Genomic DNA, 18,098 nt, shown 5'->3' on the forward strand with positions numbered 1-18,098 from the left:
TATTGGGTCACAAACGTACCAAAATTTAGGGTGTTTACAAACAAACGTTCACTTTATCGAACTAGTATTTTAAACTTGTTTTTTTAGTTTTTTCCTCCTAAATACGGACATTCCTGTAACGATTTCATCCCGTTAAAAGGAACCTCCGTTTTATGATACATATAGGTTTTGTCTAATTCTTTTGAAAGATTTTGGTCGTCTACATTAATATCTACATCCGACATTTTAAATTGACAAGGATGCTCGTATCCTGCCGCATGTGTAATTTCTATAAGTTCTTTTCTGAAGGTTTTAAAATACTGCGCCAAACGATCACTTTTTAAAGGAATATCGATTCCATTTTGAAGCCATTTACTTTGTGTGGCAATCCCACTAGGACATCGATTGGTATGGCAAATTTGTGCTTGAATACAACCAATACTCATCATTGCTTCTCTTGCAACATTGATACAATCGGCACCCATTGCAAATGCCATTGCCGCTTTTGCAGGGAAACCTAGCTTACCGCTTCCTATAAAGACAATACGTTCTGTAAGTCCTTTCTTTTTAAACATTCGGTACAGGTCACTAAAACCATATACCCAAGGCAACGATACGTGATCTGCAAAACTCGGTGGAGCAGCTCCTGTTCCTCCTTCACCGCCATCAACAGTGATAAAATCGGGACCTTTCCCTGTGGCAATCATAATATCTGCCAATTCTTCCCATTGTTCTAATTTTCCGATAGCCGCTTTAATACCTACGGGCAATCCAGTTTTCTCAGCAATGTCTTCAATAAAATCGATAAGTTCTGGGATGTTCGAGAATGCTTTGTGATTTGGTGGAGAAAGGACATCTTTACCAATTTCAACGTGTCTAACTCGCGCTATTTCCGCAGTAATTTTAGCGCCTGGCAAAACACCACCTTTTCCTGGTTTTGCTCCTTGCGATAATTTTACTTCAATGGCTTTTACAAAAGGATTTTCTTCAACAAGTTGTACTAGTTTATCCATTGAAAAACCACCATCACCATCTCGAACACCAAAATATCCTGTTCCGAAGTGAAAAATCACATCACCCCCATGACTGTGGTAAGGCGATAATCCACCTTCACCTGTATTGTGATATGCTCCGGCTATTTTAACACCTTTATTCAACGATTCTACTGCCTTCGCAGATAACGAACCAAAACTCATGGCCGATACATTAATGATAGATCCTGGACGATAGGGTTTCCGTCTTTTATTGTATTCGCCCATCACCTTAGCACATGGTAAAAAAGTTTTGTCTAGGCTGTTGGGATGATTCTTGTCAATTTCATACGGAAGCATCGCGTTATTAATAAAGATATGTTGGTGTGCGTAGATATCTCTATCGGTACCAAAACCTTCGTAGTTGTTTTCTTTTTTTGCTGAAGCATAAATCCAACCACGTTCAATACGATTAAACGGAAGCTCTTCTCTGTTATTCGCTACAAAATACTGACGCATTTCAGGACCAATACTTTCAAGCATATAGCGAATGTGTCCTACCAACGGAAAGTTATGGCTTATGGTGTGTTTTTTGTTGAAAAATATATCTCTAATAGCAACGAGGGCAAGTACTATAAGAATCCAAGCCCACCAAGGAATTGCTCGTAAAAAATCCATAATCGAAATCGTTTAATTTTAGTATTCAAATTTAAAGAGTCTTAGTCTCAAAAAAAAGCAGTTCACAATGAAAAAACAGATGGAAGCAGTTATTGTTTGTTTAAATAATCGATAGATAACTGGCTCAATGTTTTCACACCTAGCAACATTCCTGCATCATCTATTTTGAAATCTGCGGTATGGTGTGGATAGGGAGTTGTATTTCCGGGGGTCATTCCACCTAAGAAGTAAAATAAGCCTGGCACTTCTTCTTGGAAGAAAGAAAAATCTTCACCGCCCGTAGTAGCTTTCATGGTTGAAACATTTTCTTTACCCGCAATCGCTTCAAGGGTTGGAATCATTGTTTTGGTAAGTTCTGGGTCGTTGTAAGTTACTACTGTGTTGTTTTGCCATTCTATGGTAGCACTTCCACCGTACGCTTTCGCGATATCGGAAGCCATTTCGGTCATTCTTCGAATAATAAGAGTCCTCATTTCTGGGTCTAAAGTTCGTACGGTTCCTATTAACTCGGCGTTTTCAGGAATAATATTAAATCGGACACCACTTGTAATCTTCCCTACAGTGATTACAGCAGGTTCTTTTACTAAGTTAGACTCCCGACTTATAATGGTTTGGAAACCGTCAATTATTTTTGCTGAAATTAAAATAGGATCAACGCCTGTCCAAGGTGCCGAACCATGTGTTCCTTTTCCTTTTACGTTTACCACAAAACGCTCCACGGCAGCCATGATTCCTCCCGATTTGTATTTAATAGTTCCTACAGAAGTTCCAGAATTAATGTGCAATCCGAAAATAACATCGACGTCTGGATTTTTTAAAACACCTTCTTTTACCATTAATTTTGCGCCTCCTTCTTCTCCTGGAGGAGCCCCTTCTTCCGCAGGTTGAAAGATGAATTTGATGGTTCCTTTAATTAAGTTTTTGTGTTTTGAAAGTACTTCGGCAACACCCATAAGGATGGCAGTGTGTGTGTCGTGACCACAAGCATGCATCACGCCAGTTTCAGTACCTAGAAAGGTTGTTTTTACGTTGCTTTTATAGGGTAAGTCATTTCGCTCAGTAACGGGTAATGCGTCTATATCGGCACGAAGCGCGACTACTTTTCCGGGTAAATCACCTTTTAAGATTCCGACAACACCAGTAACAGCAACACCTGTTTGAACTTCTAATCCTAACGATTTTAAGTGTTTTTCAATTTTTTTGGCAGTTTTAAACTCTCGGTTAGAAAGTTCGGGATATTCATGGAAATCGTGACGCCATTCGATGATTTTGGGTTCGATGTTTTCAATATCTTTTAGAAGACTGCTGTCTAACTGTGCAAATGCTGAAATTGATAAAAAGAGTAGAGCGGAAGTGAAAAAGGGTATCTTCATAGGGTTGGCTTAAAGTTCTTTTTTCTGAAGCTTCATCATTGAGACGCTATAGCTTCAGACAAAAGAAATTTTTCTAGTTAGTATATGCTAAAGATATTAATTTTCAGAAGAATTAAGGAAGAGAAGCTGTTTATAAATTCTGAAAGTTCTACTGTACCATTCTTGCTATTTTGCGTATTTTCACACTTTAGTTTCCGAAGTAAAAAGAAAGAATTTGCAAGAATATTTAAAACAACTAAACGAAGCGCAACTCGCACCAGTGCTGCAAAAAGATGGCGCAATGATTGTGATTGCGGGCGCGGGATCTGGAAAAACGCGTGTACTTACGTATCGTATTGCATACTTAATGTCGCAAGGGGTAGATCCTTTTTCTATTTTGTCGTTAACATTTACCAACAAGGCCGCGCGCGAGATGAAAAAGCGTATTTCGGAAATTGTAGGGAGTAGTGAGGCCAAAAACCTATGGATGGGAACGTTTCACAGTGTCTTTGCAAAAATTCTTCGTTTTGAAGCCGATAAGCTAGGTTATCCTAATAATTTCACGATATACGATACACAAGATTCACAAAGTGTGATTCGTTCCATTATTAAGGATATGCAACTTGATAAAGATATTTACAAGTATAAAAAGGTGTATTCGCGGATTTCTTCTTACAAAAACAGTCTTATTACGGTAAAAGCCTACAATAGTAACCCTGAGTTGATGGAAGCCGATGCTATGGCTAAAATTCCGAGGTTGGGTGAAATATACAAAGCCTATGTAGATCGTTGTTTTAAAGCTGGTGCGATGGATTTTGATGATTTATTGCTGAAAACCAACGAACTTTTAACACGCTTTCCAGAAGTATTGGCAAAATACCAAAACAGATTTAGATATATTTTGGTAGATGAGTACCAAGATACAAATCACAGTCAGTACCTTATTGTACGTGCGTTAAGTGATAAATTTCAGAATATTTGTGTGGTAGGAGATGATGCGCAGAGTATTTATGCTTTTCGAGGGGCGAATATTAATAATATTTTCAACTTCCAGAAAGATTATGACGATGTAAAAACGTTCCGATTGGAGCAAAACTATCGTTCTACTAAAAACATTGTAAATGCTGCAAATAGCATTATTGAAAAAAATAAAACTCGTTTAGATAAAGTTGTTTGGACTGCAAATGATGAAGGTGCAAAAATAAAAGTAAACAGAACGATGACCGACGGTGATGAAGGTCGTTTTGTGGCAAGTACCATTTTTGAAACTAAAATGAACGAGCAAGCACATAATGGTGAGTTTGCCATTCTATATCGTACCAATGCACAATCACGTGCGATGGAGGATGCGCTTCGGAAAAAAGACATTCCGTATCGAATTTACGGTGGACTTAGTTTTTACCAACGGAAAGAAATAAAAGATGTCCTCTATTATTTGCGTTTAGTTCTGAATCCGAAAGATGAAGAAGCCTTAAAACGAGTAATTAATTACCCCGCCAGAGGAATAGGGAGTACAACCATTGATAAAATTGTAGTAGCGGCAAATCATTACGGTCGTTCCATGTTTGAAGTAATTCAAAACATCGATAAAATTGACTTGAAGATTAACAGTGGTACCAAAACAAAGTTGAAAAATTTTGTCACCATGATTCAGAGTTTTCAAATTGTAAATGCCAATCAAGATGCGTTTAGTATTACGGAGCATGTTACTAAGAAAACGGGAATTTTTCAGGAATTAAAAAAAGATGGAACTCCTGAAGGTCTCGCTCGTATTGAAAACATAGAAGAGTTGCTTAACGGTATGCGCGATTTTGTGGAAGAGCAAAAAGAACTAGCAGATGCGAATGGATCGTTGGCCGAGTTTATGGAAGATGTGGCGTTAGCAACCGATTTAGATAATGAAAAGGGAGATGATGATAAGGTAGCATTGATGACCGTCCATTTGGCAAAAGGGTTGGAGTTTCCGTATGTGTTTGTTGTAGGGATGGAAGAAGACTTATTTCCTAGCGGAATGAGTATGAGTACCCGAAGCGAACTGGAAGAAGAACGGCGTTTGTTTTATGTGGCGTTAACGCGTGCCGAAAAGCAAGCATATTTAACCTATACGCAATCAAGATACCGTTGGGGAAAATTAATTGATGCAGAGCCTAGCCGATTTATCGAAGAAATAGAACCTAAATATTTAGAATACCTCACGCCAATTACCGAACACAGGTACAAGCCTTTGTTGGATGTAGATATTTTTGACGATGTAGATAAAAGTAAACTACGTTTACGAAAGCCTGTTTCAGGATCTGCTCCTAAAGGACCTTCGCAAGAGCAACTTCGTAAACTACGTAGATTAAAACCAGTAACGAGCGATACCGATAAGAACTTTAATGCAGCCGATGCTAATTTGAATGTGGGAACCTTGGTAGAGCACGTTCGTTTTGGAAAAGGAAGAATTGCTAAAATTGAAGGCGTAGGTGCCGACACCAAAGCAGAAATTGATTTTGAAAACGGCGGACTTAAAAAACTACTGCTTCGCTTTGCGAAGTTAAATGTGTTGGAATAGTTTCTTACATGTATTAGTAATCTTTATAATCAACATCTTTTAGTATTGGAACTGTTTTAGAACTATATAAAAAAGAAATAGGGTCTGATATTGCTATCAAAACCCTATTTCTTAAAATATACGTTTGTGCCTTATTACTGAATTGGCAGGAAGTCGTTTATAAAACCACTTAATTTTGTTTCTAACTCTACACGTTCGTTGTCTTGTATAGCTCCATGGTCTCCTTTAAATACTGTAAAACTAACAGGAACGCCTAATTCGTTAAATGTATTTTTTAAGTCTTTAGCAGTTGATAACGGAACTTTAGAATCAGCTCTATTGTAGAACATAATCGTTGGGCTGTTGTTTTCTGAAACTTGGCTAACAGGGCTTAATAAGCCTAGGTTGTCTTCAATGTTAGGGTACACATCTTGATCTACAAGAATTTGCATTAACAATTGAAAATCGGGTCTTTCAGTATATACTGGGTGGTCAAAGTTTGTTGGACCAACAATGCTACATACAAATTTCACTTCGTCTTCAGTGTCAAAAACGGAATCGTACATTAAGGCAAGGTATCCACCTGCGCTTCCGCCGATAAGTCCGAATTCTGTAGAAATATTAAAATCAAAACTATTGTATTTTAGTGAGTTGATAACATCTCTAATGTCTAAGAATTGGTTAGGAAATGCATGACTAACACCGTATTGAGCTGTTACATAATTCATGTTAACAATGGCGTGATCGGGATGCTTTTCTTGTAAATAAGGGATGTAGTGTTCCATAGTGGCTTTATCACCATTCATCCAACTACCTCCATGAATAATAATTAATACTTTCGTTTTCGCAACAGATCTGTTACTAGGTAAATAGATGTCGTACGTTTGTTTGGGATCAATACCATAAGGTACATCTGCAAACGAAGTAGCTTCTAATGGAGCAAAAGTAGCAGCAGTAGCAGGTCTTGCAGAAGCTGTAATTGCAGTTTCTTCAACAAACTCTTCATCTTTAGCACAAGAGTTTAAAACGAATGTCGCGCATAGCAAAATTGCTATTTTTTTGTAGGTAAGTTTCATAATGTAGGTATTTAGGGGCTTGAGTACAAAGATAAACTTTAATCTGGTTAAAACAAGCGTTTTACGTATTTAATCGATAAAAAATGTGTTTAATCGTGTAAATAAGCCTTTTTTGAAATTTTAAATACATTGTAAAACCCCAAAAAGACAATAATATTCGCTTATTTTTTGTTATTATTTTGTAGGAATAATAATTTTTGAAATATATAGTGAGAATATGTGATTTTGCTATTTTTTTAAGTATTTTATTAGCTGTTTATTTTTAATTTAGATTCATTTAAATTTAAAATCCTAAAAGCTTATAGTATGGCAGAATTTATTAAGATTTATGAAGAGAACCCAAATCCGAAGGAGGTTCGTAAAGTGGTGGATATCATTCGAAAAGGAGGTTTGGTAATATACCCAAGTGATACTGTTTATGCATTGGGATGCGACATTAAAAACAACAGAGCTTTAGAGCGCGTAGCTCAATTAAAAGGCGTAAAATTAGAAAAGGCAAATTTTTCGTTTGTCTGTGAAGATTTAAGCAACCTTTCAGACTATGTTAAGCAAATAGACTCTGCTACGTTTAAGTTGTTAAAAAGGGCGTTGCCAGGTCCTTATACGTTTATTCTTCCAGGGAATAATAATTTACCTAGTGTGTTTAAAAAGAAAAAAGAAGTTGGAATTCGAGTGCCCGATAATTCCATTGTTCAAGCAATTGTACACGAGTTAGGAAATCCGATTGTTTCGACTTCTATTCATGATGAAGATGAGGTAATTGAATATACTACAGATCCCGAATTAATCTTCGAAAAATGGGGACATTTAGTTGATGTCGTTGTAGATGGCGGTTATGGTGATAATGTAGCTTCTACTATTATCGATTTAACAGGCGATGAACCCATCGTTATTCGGGAAGGAAAAGGAAGTTTAGAGATATAACTCTTGAAACTATTAAATAGGTTCTCTGTAACCGATAGGTTGTTATAAATGCCAAACTGAACGAACTAAAAGACTAATAATAGCCTGAAAGCAGTTCAGTTTGACAATAAATTGTATTCCTAATAATTAAGATTATTCTTCGGGAAAGTCCTCGTTTGCTAGTATTTCTTCCATTTGTAAAACATGGCGTTCGGTATGTGCCGACATAAAAAGAAGGATTTGATAAGCATCTACAGTACCTAACGGCGTTTCTGCAAAATGATCTCTAAGGTTGTCTTCAGTAGTGGCAACATATTTTATGTGATCTATTCTTTTCGCTTTAAATTCGGCCACAGCAGCGTCATGGCTTCCAAATTTTCCTGAAGGTTCGAAAGCTTCAGATGTTTTCATTTTTTTAGATCGATCTACAACCATTTCTAAAATTTGCTCGTCTGTTAATTTTACAGCTGCTTTTTTCGAAGGGTCTGCGGGCGATTTCAAAGCTTCAGTTAACATGTTAAAGATGTTTGTTTCACTAATAGCAATGTGCTCGGTACATTCAGCAATTGACCAAGAATTTGGATCGGATTTATAATTAAGTTGCTCCTCGGATAATCCATCCAATACTTCTTCTAAATGGTCGTGTGTCGCAGTCATTTCTGTCATAGCGACCAATCGTTCTGCATCTGTTAGTCTGGTTTCCATTACAGTAAAACTTACCAACGCAAGAGCTACAAAAGGTAAAATGAGTTTTTTCATAATAATGTATGTTTAATTTCAGGTTTTGTTTGTAACAGTCTTAATATAAGTGTTTTGTTGTTACAAAAGTATTGAATTGTGAAAAAATAAAGTGTGAGATTATTCTGCATAAAAAAAACCGGCTTGTAAGCCGGTTTTTTAAAAGTGAAATCACTTTTATATTTTTAAAAACTTAGTTTCCTTCTGAAAGGTTTTTCATTTCTTTTTCAATCATGTCGTAAAACTGATCGATTTTAGGCAATACAACGATACGTGTACGTCTGTTTTTTGATCTGTTTTCAGGGGAGTCGTTTGCTACTAAAGGCACATAATCTGCACGTCCAGCTGCAATTAACTGACTTGGGTTAACTCCAAGGTCTTGCAATACTCTAATAATAGAAGTAGAACGTTTAACACTTAAATCCCAGTTGTCTTCTAATACACCACCTTTGTTGTAAGGTACATTATCTGTATGTCCTTCAACCATACATTCGAAGTCTGGTTTACCGTTCACAACTTTAGCAACTTTAGCAAGTACTTCTCTTGCGCGTGTTGTTACGTTGTAACTTCCGCTTTTAAATAATAATTTGTCAGCAATAGAGATAAATACTACGCTTTTCTCAACATTGATTTCAATGTCTGGATCGTTAATACCTACTTCACGCTTAAAGCTAGTAACCAATGCAAGTGTTACACTGTCCTTCTTCGTTAATGCATCTTGTAGTCTAGAAATTTTTAAATCTTTCTCTTTTAAGCTTTCTAATGATTTTTCAAGATTCGTTGCTCCTTTAGAAGTAAGCATTGTTAAATCTTTAGAGCTTTGTATTAGGTCTTGATTTGTTTGCTTCATATCAGCCAATCGCTCTTGTAGCGAAGTAGCTCTAGCTTCTGCAGCAGCTCTGTCTGTTAAACAGCTGTTAAGCTTTACAGTGGCTGTATTCAACAAATCTTTCGTGTTTTTGTATTGAGCTTCTAGATTTGCATACTCCTTTTTAGAAACGCAAGAAGCAAGTAAAAGACTAGAAGATACTGCAAGAATCAAAAGTTTTTTCATAATAAAAAATTAGTTTTAGGTTGTTCAAAATTATTAAAAGAAAGGGAGTCTAATGTACGATTAACAATACTTTAAGTAAAAAATATTAAAGATTTTTAAAAAGGTGGGTTTTACTTACAAAATAGCGCCAAACAATTGACTTTACACGATAATACTTAAATGAAGAAGCCTCGTATTTCCTTTTTTTTACAAATTTAGGAAGCAATCTGTAAAAACTAAAATGCGCTTTCAAAATAGCAAGTACATGGGCAGGTTTTCCTTGTACTAAAAATTGGATGGCAGCAAATGCATCTAGTACCAACCGAATACATACAATACCCCAAACCTGTAAACCTTTTACATTTTTAACAAGTAACAGCAAGGTATTTCTAAAGTTGTAAAACGTCTTTTTAGGATTTATAGTCTTTAATGTTGCTCCGCCCACGTGATACACTGTTGAGGCGCCTACATATTTTATTATACCGCCTTTTGCTTGCATACGCCAACACAGATCAATTTCTTCTTGATGTGCAAAAAAATCTTCATCAAATCCATTGACTTCAGTAAAAGCGTCTCTTCGAACAAATAAACAAGCGCCCGTTGCCCAAAGTATGTTTACGGTATCATTGTACTGACCTTCATCTTTTTCCACCGTTTCAAAAATACGTCCGCGGCAAAAAGGATAGCCAAACATATCTACGAAACCACCTGCAGCTCCCGCATATTCAAAATAGGCTTTATTTTTATAATCTAAAATTTTAGGTTGTGCAGCAACAAGGGTTGTGTCTTTTTTGAATTCTGAAAGGAGAGGAGGTATCCAATTTTCAGTCACTTCAACATCGCTATTTAAAAGAATAAATACATCTTCAGAAAGCTCTTTAAGGGCATCATTATAGCCTTTCGCATATCCGCCATTTATTGTATTCTGAATTATTTTTACTTGCGGAAAGTTTTCAGAAAGAAAAGCTACCGAGTCATCTGTAGAAGCATTATCGGCTACATAGATGGTGGCTTCAGGAGAGTAACGCACCACGGAAGGCAAAAACTGCGATAACAATTTTTTACCATTCCAATTAAGTATAACAACGGCTACATTCATTGGATGCAAAGTAACGAGTTTATTTTGTATTGTACTCGGGAAGCGCTTCTAAAAAGTTGTACTGTTCGTTCTCAAAATCCATTTCGCAATAATAATGTTCCAAGCCATTGGTAATCATTAAATAGGAAGCGTTTAGTACAAAGTTATACCGCGCGATTTGATCAAAAACCTGTTGGTCAATCTTAATTTTAGGCGCTTTACACTCTACAATAATAGCGATGTCTCCATCTTTAGTATAGACTACAATATCGTATCGTTTTATGGTATCGTGAAGCTTCAGTTGTTTTTCTACATTGATATGCGAGCTAGGGTATTTTTTTTCAATGCGTAAAAACTGAATGACATGTTGCCGAACCCATTCTTCAGGAGTAAGTACCACAAACTTTTTTCGGATTTCATCAAAAATCAATGGTTTGTTTTCGTTACTTTTGAAACGAAATTGATAGTTTGGAAAATTTAGTTTCAGCATAGCACAAAGAAACAGTTTCCGAAGGAATTTTAAAAAGAAACGACCATTTTAAAATGTCCCCTCGAGCGCAGTCGAGAGGTCAAAAAGGAGTTCTCAACTGCGCGCGAACAGACATAATCACCTAACATGCCTTTAGACAAAGCCAAAGAAATAGTAACGAGTATTAAGCAAGGCAACATTCAGCCTGTGTACTTTTTAATGGGCGAAGAGGCGTATTATATTGATGCTATTTCAGACTTTATCGAGAAATCGGTCCTTTCCGAAGAAGAAAAAGGATTTAATCAAATGGTGTTGTACGGTCGTGATGTAAGCATAGACGATATTATGAGTCATGCAAAACGCTATCCCATGATGGCCGAACGACAAGTTATTATAGTAAAAGAAGCACAAGACCTTTCTCGAACCATTGAAAACTTAGTGCCGTATGTTGACAATCCGCAGCCTACTACAGTGTTGGTTTTTTGTTATAAATACAAAACACTCGATAAGCGTAAAAAATTGTCAAAAACAATCGCCAAAAAAGGCGTTCTTTTTGAAAGTAAGAAGCTGTATGAAAATCAGGTGCCCGATTGGATTCGTCGTGTATTAGCAGGTCGAGGATATACTATTACTCCAAAAGCAGCTCAAATGTTAGTGGAGTTTTTAGGGAATGACCTCGGAAAAATAAACAATGAGTTAGAAAAATTACAACTCATTTTAAAACCAGGTGAACAAATTACACCGCATATAATTGAAGAAAATATAGGAATCAGTAAAGACTTCAACAATTTTGAGCTTCAGAATGCTATTGGAGAAAAAAACATAAAGAAAGCGTTTGCCATTGTGCAGTATTTTGCGCAAAACCCTAAGAGTAATCCAATGGTTATGACAGTGGCGCTGTTGTATAGTTTCTTTTCAAAACTTTTAAAATACCACGCCTTATCAAATAAAGGCGAAGCTGCAAGAGCATTAGGCGTAAGTCCATATTTTATTAAAGATTACCAAGTAGCTGCAAGGAATTATCCTATGAAAAAGGTTAGTGCGGTCATTGCTTCCATACGAGATATTGACATGAAAAGTAAAGGAGTGGGCGTCGCAAACATTTCGCAAGGTGATCTTCTAAAAGAGCTACTGGTCGCGATTTTTAACTAAGGTAAATAGTTTAAAAAAAAAACGCTTTTGTTTTTCCGTAGTGGAAATAACAAAAGCGTTTTTTTATAGTATAATAAGGTGTGTACTTATCTTCTGTCTACTGAATGTTTCCCAGCACCTGTTAATGCGATTGTAACAAAAGCAAACAAATACAACAAGGCTAGTTCTTTCTTGGCAAGTGGATCTCCTCCGTGAATTACAAATGCAGCAACTCCCATCGTAATAATGGTTGGAATGGCAGACAGTCGTGTTCTGTAGCCAATAATAATTAGTAACGGGCAAATTACTTCACAAATTACAGTTAAAATCAAAGTGGTTGTACTTCCAATTCCAAAAGGATCTGGAAAGCCTAAATTCCCTTGTACAAGGTTCATAAGTTTCGGAATTCCGTGTGTTAGCATCATACCGCTAAAGCATAAACGTAGGAGTAGGATTCCGATGTGATAGGTTGAGGTCATAGATTTAGTTTTGGTTTATGGGACTAAAATATAGAAAGAATGTAGTATGTCGATAATTTTTAACTTTTAGTTTACGGAAATTTAATAATAAGCCACTTTTTACTGTAAAACTAAAGGGATAGTTTATGCAAAATTAATATACAGGTAAGGTTAAGGGTTCATCTTGACTCTAATTTAGCCTAAATTTTAAAAAATAATATAACTACCCATGAGGAAAATTACTTTTTTTGCAGCCTTACTTTTCAGTGCCGCTGCGTTTTCACAAGTTGAGACTGTAGCTTCAACAAGCTTTGAGGAGCCAGCTCCAGGAGGTCAATATGTTGATACAGGAGATGCTGCTATTGCGCATGATTTACTTAATAATGCAACAGAATCTCCAGTAGATTTTACTTCAACAGGAGGCGAAATTGGATTTGATGCTTCTTATGTACCTTATACAACACCTGATGTAGGTCTTACAGATGGGGATTTTGTAGGTGTTTCAGATTTTACAGGAGATGTAACAGCATATTCAGACGGATTACAAGGATATCAATTATCGGATGTAGATGGTAATATGATTGTTGAATTTGATGTTGTAGATTTTACAAATTATACCAACACAACTGTTTCAGTAGATTATTTTATTAATACGACAGGATATGAAGGAGATGGTACTGTTAATGAAAGTAACTCTGATAGATTTCGTATTTATGTTCGTGATATAACAAACGGAATTGAAATTGATATTTTGAATACAGAGGGTTCTGATATTAATGATCTTTCTATTGAAGGTGCATGGATTACAGGAAATGTTATTGTTCCTGGCGGAATTATGGCACAACTTGTAGTAGAAGCAAGAACAAATTCAAGCTCTGAGACCATGTACTTAGACAATATTCTTTTTGAAGGAGAACCAGCAGTTGCAGGTACTTCTGATTTGGTAATTACTGAAATCTTTTCAGGGCAAGAAGGAGCAGATTTAACAGCAGATTGGTTCGAAATTAAAAACAACGGAACTGCTGCTTGGACCTCTGGAGTAGATGCTGATTTGTACTACGATGATGATTCTGCAGATCCCACTGCGGCAGACCTTATTCAAGGAATCACTCAAATTCTTCCAGGTGCTACTGCCATTGTATTGGTTACTGGAAATACAAACGATATTACAACTTTTATGGATGTTTGGAGTCCTGTAATTGACTTAACAGGTGTGGAAGTTGGTTATAGTGATGGTGCTGGTTTAGGAGCTGGAGGAGATACAGTTACATTATGGATGGGAGATCCTTTAACAACTTCACCAATCGATTCTGCTTCGTATCCAGATACAGCTGCAAACGACGGACAATCATATGATAATGACTTAAGTGCCTTTAGTGTTGTAGGAAATGCAAATAATGCAGTAGCTACAGTTGCTATGGGTGGCGCAGGAGCAGATGTTCCTAATATAGCTTCTCCAGGAAATGGAACTCCAGCTCCTTTAGAATCTGATTTAACGATTACTGAAATTTTTTCAGGACAAGAAGGAGCAGATTTAACAGCAGATTGGTTCGAAATTAAAAACAATGGAACTGTTGCATGGGTGTCTGGTGTAGATGCCGATTTATATTATGATGACGAATCAGCAGATCCTGCTGCTGCAGACCTTATTTTAGGACTTACGGATATTCAACCAGGTGCTACTGCAATTGTGTTGATTACAGGAGATGTTGCAGATATTACAACGTTTACTACTGTTTGGAGTCCAGTAATTGATCTTACAGGAGTGCAAATTGGATATACCGACGGTGCTGGTTTAGGTGCTGGAGGTGATACTGTTGTGTTATGGATGGGAGATCCAACAACAACTTCTCCAATCGATTCTGTTTCATATCCAGATACAGCTGCAAACGACGGACAATCATACGACAACGACTTAGTTGCTTTTAGTGTAGTTGGTAATGCAAATGGAGCTGTTGCTACATTAGCTATGGGTGGCGCAGGAGCAGATGTTCCAAATATTGGTTCTCCAGGAAATGGATTGGCAATTGCACCTTCTACAGGGTTGATGATTTCTGAAATTTTTTCAGGACAAGCAGGAACAGATCTAACAGTAGATTGGTTTGAAATTAAAAACAACGGTACTACTGCTTGGGTTTCAGGTGTAGATGCAGATTTTTATTATGACGATGAGTCGGCTTCTGGCGCAGATGCAGTACTTGTACAAGGACTTACTGAAATTCAGCCAGGTGCTACTGCAATTGTATTGATTTCAGGAGATGTTGCAGATGTTACAACGTTTACAGATGTATGGAATCCAGTTATCGACCTTACAGGAATAAATATAGGATATGCTGATGGTGCTGGTTTAGGTGCTGGAGGTGATGTAGTAACACTTTGGTTAGGAGATCCATTAGCAACGTCACCAATCGATTCTGCTTCGTATCCAGATACTGCTGCAAATGACGGACAATCATACGATGTAGAATTAGCGGCATTTAGTGTGGTTGGAAATACCAATGGAGCGGTTGAAACACTTGCTTTAGGAGGCGATGCTTCTGATGTTCCAAATATTGCTTCTCCAGGAAATGGTGCAACTGTTGCTGTTCCTGTGTATGTTGAATTTGAAAGTACGTATGTTTCTGTTTCTGAAGATGGTGGAAGTCTTGTTGTGACAGTAGAAGTTTCTGAAGCTCCATTAGTAGAAGGTACCGTGGAGGTAAGTATTCTTTCTGGCGGAACTGCTGTTGAAGGTACACACTTTACACTTGCAGCCACTGAAACACTTACATTTTCAGCAGGAAGTGCTACAAGTCAAACAATCAATATTCCGATTATAAATAATACAGACGATGAAAGTGATTTGTTCTTTGTGTTAGGATTAGGAAACGGAACAGACATCGAAATAGGTGGAAAAGACATGTTCTCTGTTTATATTTTAGATGATGATACTGTTGTTCCAGCAGGTGATGCTTCAGTTTTAGATGCTAATTATCTTACAAGTTATTTAGTAGATCCTTCAGGAACTGCAGAAATTACTGCGTACGATTCGGCTACACAACGTTTATATGTTACCAATGCAACGTCTATTGAAGTATTAGATTTTTCAGACCCTAATAATATTACATCGTTAGCTACAGTAGATATTACTGCCTACGGAAGTGGCGTACAAAGTGTTGCTGTAAAAGACGGGATTGTAGCAGTTGCAGTAGCAGCACCAAACGCACTAGACAATGGTTTTGTACTGTTTGCAGACACTGATGGAAACAATGCCTTAGCTGTTGAGGTTGGATCACTACCTGACATGCTTACATTTACACCCGATGGTACTAAAGTAGTGGTTGCAAATGAAGGTCAGCCAAGCAATGATTATACCATCGATCCTGAAGGAACAATTTCTGTAATTGATGTTTCTGGCGGATTGTCTAGTATTTCACAGGCAAGTGTAACAACTTTAAACTTTAATGCTTTTGATGCACAACAAGCGGCATTAGTAGCTGCAGGAGTTCGTGTATTTGGACCAGGAGCTTCGGTTTCTCAGGATATGGAACCTGAATATGTTGCAGTTTCAGACGATTCTATGTTTGCGTATGTTTCACTTCAAGAAAATAATGCCTATGCTACAGTAGATTTAACATCGTTAACCATTACTGAAATCAAATCATTTGGTTTGAAAGATCATAGTCTTCCGCAGAACTCTTTAGATACATCAGACGAAACAGACTTCATTTTCAATGCTTCTTGGCCAATAAAAGGAGTATATATGCCAGATGCAATTGCACATTATTCTGTGGGCGGCGTTTCTTATTTAGTTACAGCAAACGAAGGAGACGCAAGAGATTACAATGGATATGCAGAAGAACGCAACTTGGGTGATGCTGATTATGTTTTAGATCCAGCAGTATTTTCAGAGATCGATATTTTATCGTTAGGGAATAACTTGGGAGCTATAAACATAACAGCTGCATCTGGTGATGCTGATGGAGATGGCTTATACGAAGAAATTCATGTATTTGGAGGACGCTCTTTCAGTATTTTTGAAGCAGTTTCAGGTGCATTGGTTTATGATAGTGGAAACGATTTTGAAGTGATTACTGCTGCAGATGCTGAGTTTGGCGGAATTTTTAACGCAAGTAACAGTAACAACAATCCAAAGAATAGAAGTGATAATAAAGGTCCAGAACCAGAAGGGGTAATGGTACAGCAAATCGGTGACCAATCGTATGCGTTTATCTTGTTAGAGCGTGTTGGTGGAATGATGATTTACAATGTTACAGATCCTGCAAACCCAGTATTCTTGCAATATGTAAACAGTCGTGATGCAATTCCTGGTGGATCAGAAGGTGGTGATTTAGGACCAGAAGGTGTAGCATATGTATCTGTAGATGAAAGTCCGACAGGAAAAGCGATGGTCATTCTTTCAAATGAAGTAAGTGCGACATTAAGTATTTACACATTAGATAATGTATTGTCTGTAGATGAATTTTCTACAACTTCGGAAACTGAATTCAATGTGTATCCAAATCCTGCTGAAACGACCGTGTTCTTCAGTAAACCAGGAAACTACACATTGTTTGATATTTTAGGAAGAACCATTAAAACGGAAACAAACGTTGCTTCTATGAACCTTTCAGGGTTGGTAGCAGGAACTTATATCGTACAAAATGACCAAGGAGTTTCACAAAAATTGATTGTAAAATAGATTTGTTCAGATTGTTTTATTTAAGTTAATTCGAAAAACCGTATTGGAAACAATACGGTTTTTTATTTTAGGTGTATTTTTGCGACTTCAAATACAATTGAATGTCAAAAATTAAAGTTTGGGTGTCTGCAGCACGTCTTAGAACCCTTCCCTTATCTATTTCAGGAATTGTTACCGGTGCCGCCGCAGCGATGCAAGTGGGACAATTTTCAAAAGCCATTTTCTTCCTTGCATTGGCAACGACGTTGGGTTTTCAAATTTTGTCAAACTTCGCGAATGATTATGGCGATGGTATGAAAGGAACCGATAATAACGATAGAGTAGGACCCGCACGTGCCTTTCAAAGTGGTTTGTTAACCGCAAAGCAACTAAAACGCGGAATGATTATTACCGCAGCCATTACACTCTTATTAGTAAGTCTATTGGTGTTTACAGCCTTTGGAAGTAATAACATGCTTCTTTCAGTATTGTTTTTTAACCTCGGGATCGCAGCCGTAATTGCAGCGGTTAAATATACCGTTGGCGAATCGGCCTATGGCTACAAAGCACTTGGCGACGTATTTGTATTTCTGTTTTTTGGTCTGGTTGGTGTTATGGGAAGTTACTTTTTGTTTACACAGCAGCTCAATCATTTTATTCTGCTTCCGGCAATTACCATTGGTTTTTTAAGCGCTGCAGTTCTTAATTTAAACAACATGCGAGATCGGTTGGCAGATGCAAAGGTGAATAAAAACACATTGGCAGTTGTATTAGGTGTACCGAACGTAAAACACTATCATACCTTTTTAATTCTAGGGGCTTTTGTAGCCGCCCTCTTTTATTTTTATGCTACGGAAAGTACCGCAATTCAGTACGCGCCTTTAGTGGCTTTTATTCCGTTATTTTTGAATATATTGAAAGTGTATAAAAATGAAGTTCCAAAAGAGCTGGATCCAGAACTGAAGAAAGTTGCGCTAAGCACCTTTTTGTATGCAGTATTGTTTTTTGGAACCACTTTGATTTAAGTTGAATCCTTTTA

Annotated in this window: 13 protein-coding genes; 5 read left to right on the forward strand and 8 right to left on the reverse strand. The window is 37.1% G+C overall.

Going from position 1 to position 18,098, the window contains the following annotated elements; translation table 11 throughout:
• Nucleotides 1–83: 83 nt before the first annotated feature.
• Both BLQ00_RS14065 and BLQ00_RS14070 read right to left on the reverse strand, forming a co-directional pair.
• A complete protein-coding gene (locus BLQ00_RS14065; protein WP_093144951.1) occupies nt 84–1,628 on the reverse strand; it encodes an FMN-binding glutamate synthase family protein in 1,545 nt (514 codons plus the stop codon).
• A gap of 89 nt (nt 1,629–1,717) precedes the next feature.
• Nucleotides 1,718–3,001 carry an amidohydrolase gene (locus BLQ00_RS14070; RefSeq protein ID WP_093144952.1) on the reverse strand — a complete coding sequence of 428 codons (1,284 nt, stop codon included), beginning with the start codon at nt 2,999–3,001 and terminating at the stop codon, nt 1,718–1,720.
• 214 nt (nt 3,002–3,215) lie between these two features.
• Between BLQ00_RS14070 and BLQ00_RS14075 the strand changes: the two genes are divergently transcribed.
• Nucleotides 3,216–5,534, forward strand: a complete 2,319-nt coding sequence (locus tag BLQ00_RS14075) for an ATP-dependent helicase (RefSeq protein ID WP_093144953.1) — start codon at nt 3,216–3,218, stop codon at nt 5,532–5,534.
• Between the two features lie 134 nt (nt 5,535–5,668).
• Here the strand turns inward: BLQ00_RS14075 and BLQ00_RS14080 are convergent, their stop codons facing one another.
• A complete protein-coding gene (locus tag BLQ00_RS14080) occupies nt 5,669–6,589 on the reverse strand; it encodes an alpha/beta hydrolase family protein (protein WP_093144954.1) in 921 nt (306 codons plus the stop codon).
• Between the two features lie 306 nt (nt 6,590–6,895).
• Between BLQ00_RS14080 and BLQ00_RS14085 the strand changes: the two genes are divergently transcribed.
• Nucleotides 6,896–7,513 carry an L-threonylcarbamoyladenylate synthase gene (locus BLQ00_RS14085; protein WP_093144955.1) on the forward strand — a complete coding sequence of 206 codons (618 nt, stop codon included), beginning with the start codon at nt 6,896–6,898 and terminating at the stop codon, nt 7,511–7,513.
• A 132-nt stretch (nt 7,514–7,645) separates the two neighbouring features.
• Here BLQ00_RS14085 and BLQ00_RS14090 read toward each other — a convergent pair whose 3' ends face one another.
• The 4 genes from BLQ00_RS14090 to BLQ00_RS14105 all read right to left on the reverse strand — a co-directional run bounded on the left by BLQ00_RS14090 (nt 7,646) and on the right by BLQ00_RS14105 (nt 10,831).
• The gene (locus BLQ00_RS14090; protein ID WP_093144956.1) at nt 7,646–8,251 is read right to left on the reverse strand and encodes a DinB family protein; all 606 of its coding nucleotides are present in this window, start codon (nt 8,249–8,251) and stop codon (nt 7,646–7,648) included.
• A 172-nt stretch (nt 8,252–8,423) separates the two neighbouring features.
• A complete protein-coding gene (locus BLQ00_RS14095) occupies nt 8,424–9,284 on the reverse strand; it encodes an OmpA/MotB family protein (protein WP_093144957.1) in 861 nt (286 codons plus the stop codon).
• A gap of 85 nt (nt 9,285–9,369) precedes the next feature.
• Nucleotides 9,370–10,362, reverse strand: a complete 993-nt coding sequence (locus BLQ00_RS14100) for a glycosyltransferase family 2 protein (protein WP_093144958.1) — start codon at nt 10,360–10,362, stop codon at nt 9,370–9,372.
• A 19-nt stretch (nt 10,363–10,381) separates the two neighbouring features.
• A complete protein-coding gene (locus tag BLQ00_RS14105; protein ID WP_093144959.1) occupies nt 10,382–10,831 on the reverse strand; it encodes a type I restriction enzyme HsdR N-terminal domain-containing protein in 450 nt (149 codons plus the stop codon).
• Nucleotides 10,832–10,957: 126 nt separating this feature from the next.
• Here BLQ00_RS14105 and holA point away from each other — a divergent pair, with 126 nt between their 5' ends.
• Nucleotides 10,958–11,962: a DNA polymerase III subunit delta gene (gene holA, locus BLQ00_RS14110; protein WP_093144960.1), complete on the forward strand. Its 1,005-nt coding sequence runs from the start codon at nt 10,958–10,960 to the stop codon at nt 11,960–11,962.
• Nucleotides 11,963–12,048: 86 nt separating this feature from the next.
• On the opposite strand, the gene BLQ00_RS14115 is transcribed toward holA, so the two are convergent.
• Nucleotides 12,049–12,420, reverse strand: a complete 372-nt coding sequence (locus tag BLQ00_RS14115) for a DoxX family protein (protein ID WP_093144961.1) — start codon at nt 12,418–12,420, stop codon at nt 12,049–12,051.
• Nucleotides 12,421–12,628: 208 nt separating this feature from the next.
• On the opposite strand from BLQ00_RS14115, the gene BLQ00_RS14120 reads away from it, so the two are divergent.
• Together BLQ00_RS14120 and menA are read left to right on the forward strand one after the other, a co-directional pair.
• Nucleotides 12,629–17,080 (forward strand): choice-of-anchor I family protein, encoded by a 4,452-nt coding sequence (locus BLQ00_RS14120; RefSeq protein ID WP_093144962.1) that lies wholly within the window; start codon nt 12,629–12,631, stop codon nt 17,078–17,080.
• 101 nt (nt 17,081–17,181) lie between these two features.
• Nucleotides 17,182–18,084: a 1,4-dihydroxy-2-naphthoate octaprenyltransferase gene (gene menA, locus BLQ00_RS14125; protein ID WP_093144963.1), complete on the forward strand. Its 903-nt coding sequence runs from the start codon at nt 17,182–17,184 to the stop codon at nt 18,082–18,084.
• Nucleotides 18,085–18,098 lie beyond the last annotated feature (14 nt).

The sequence above is a fragment of the Ulvibacter litoralis genome, from assembly GCF_900102055.1.
GTDB lineage: Bacteria > Bacteroidota > Bacteroidia > Flavobacteriales > Flavobacteriaceae > Ulvibacter > Ulvibacter litoralis.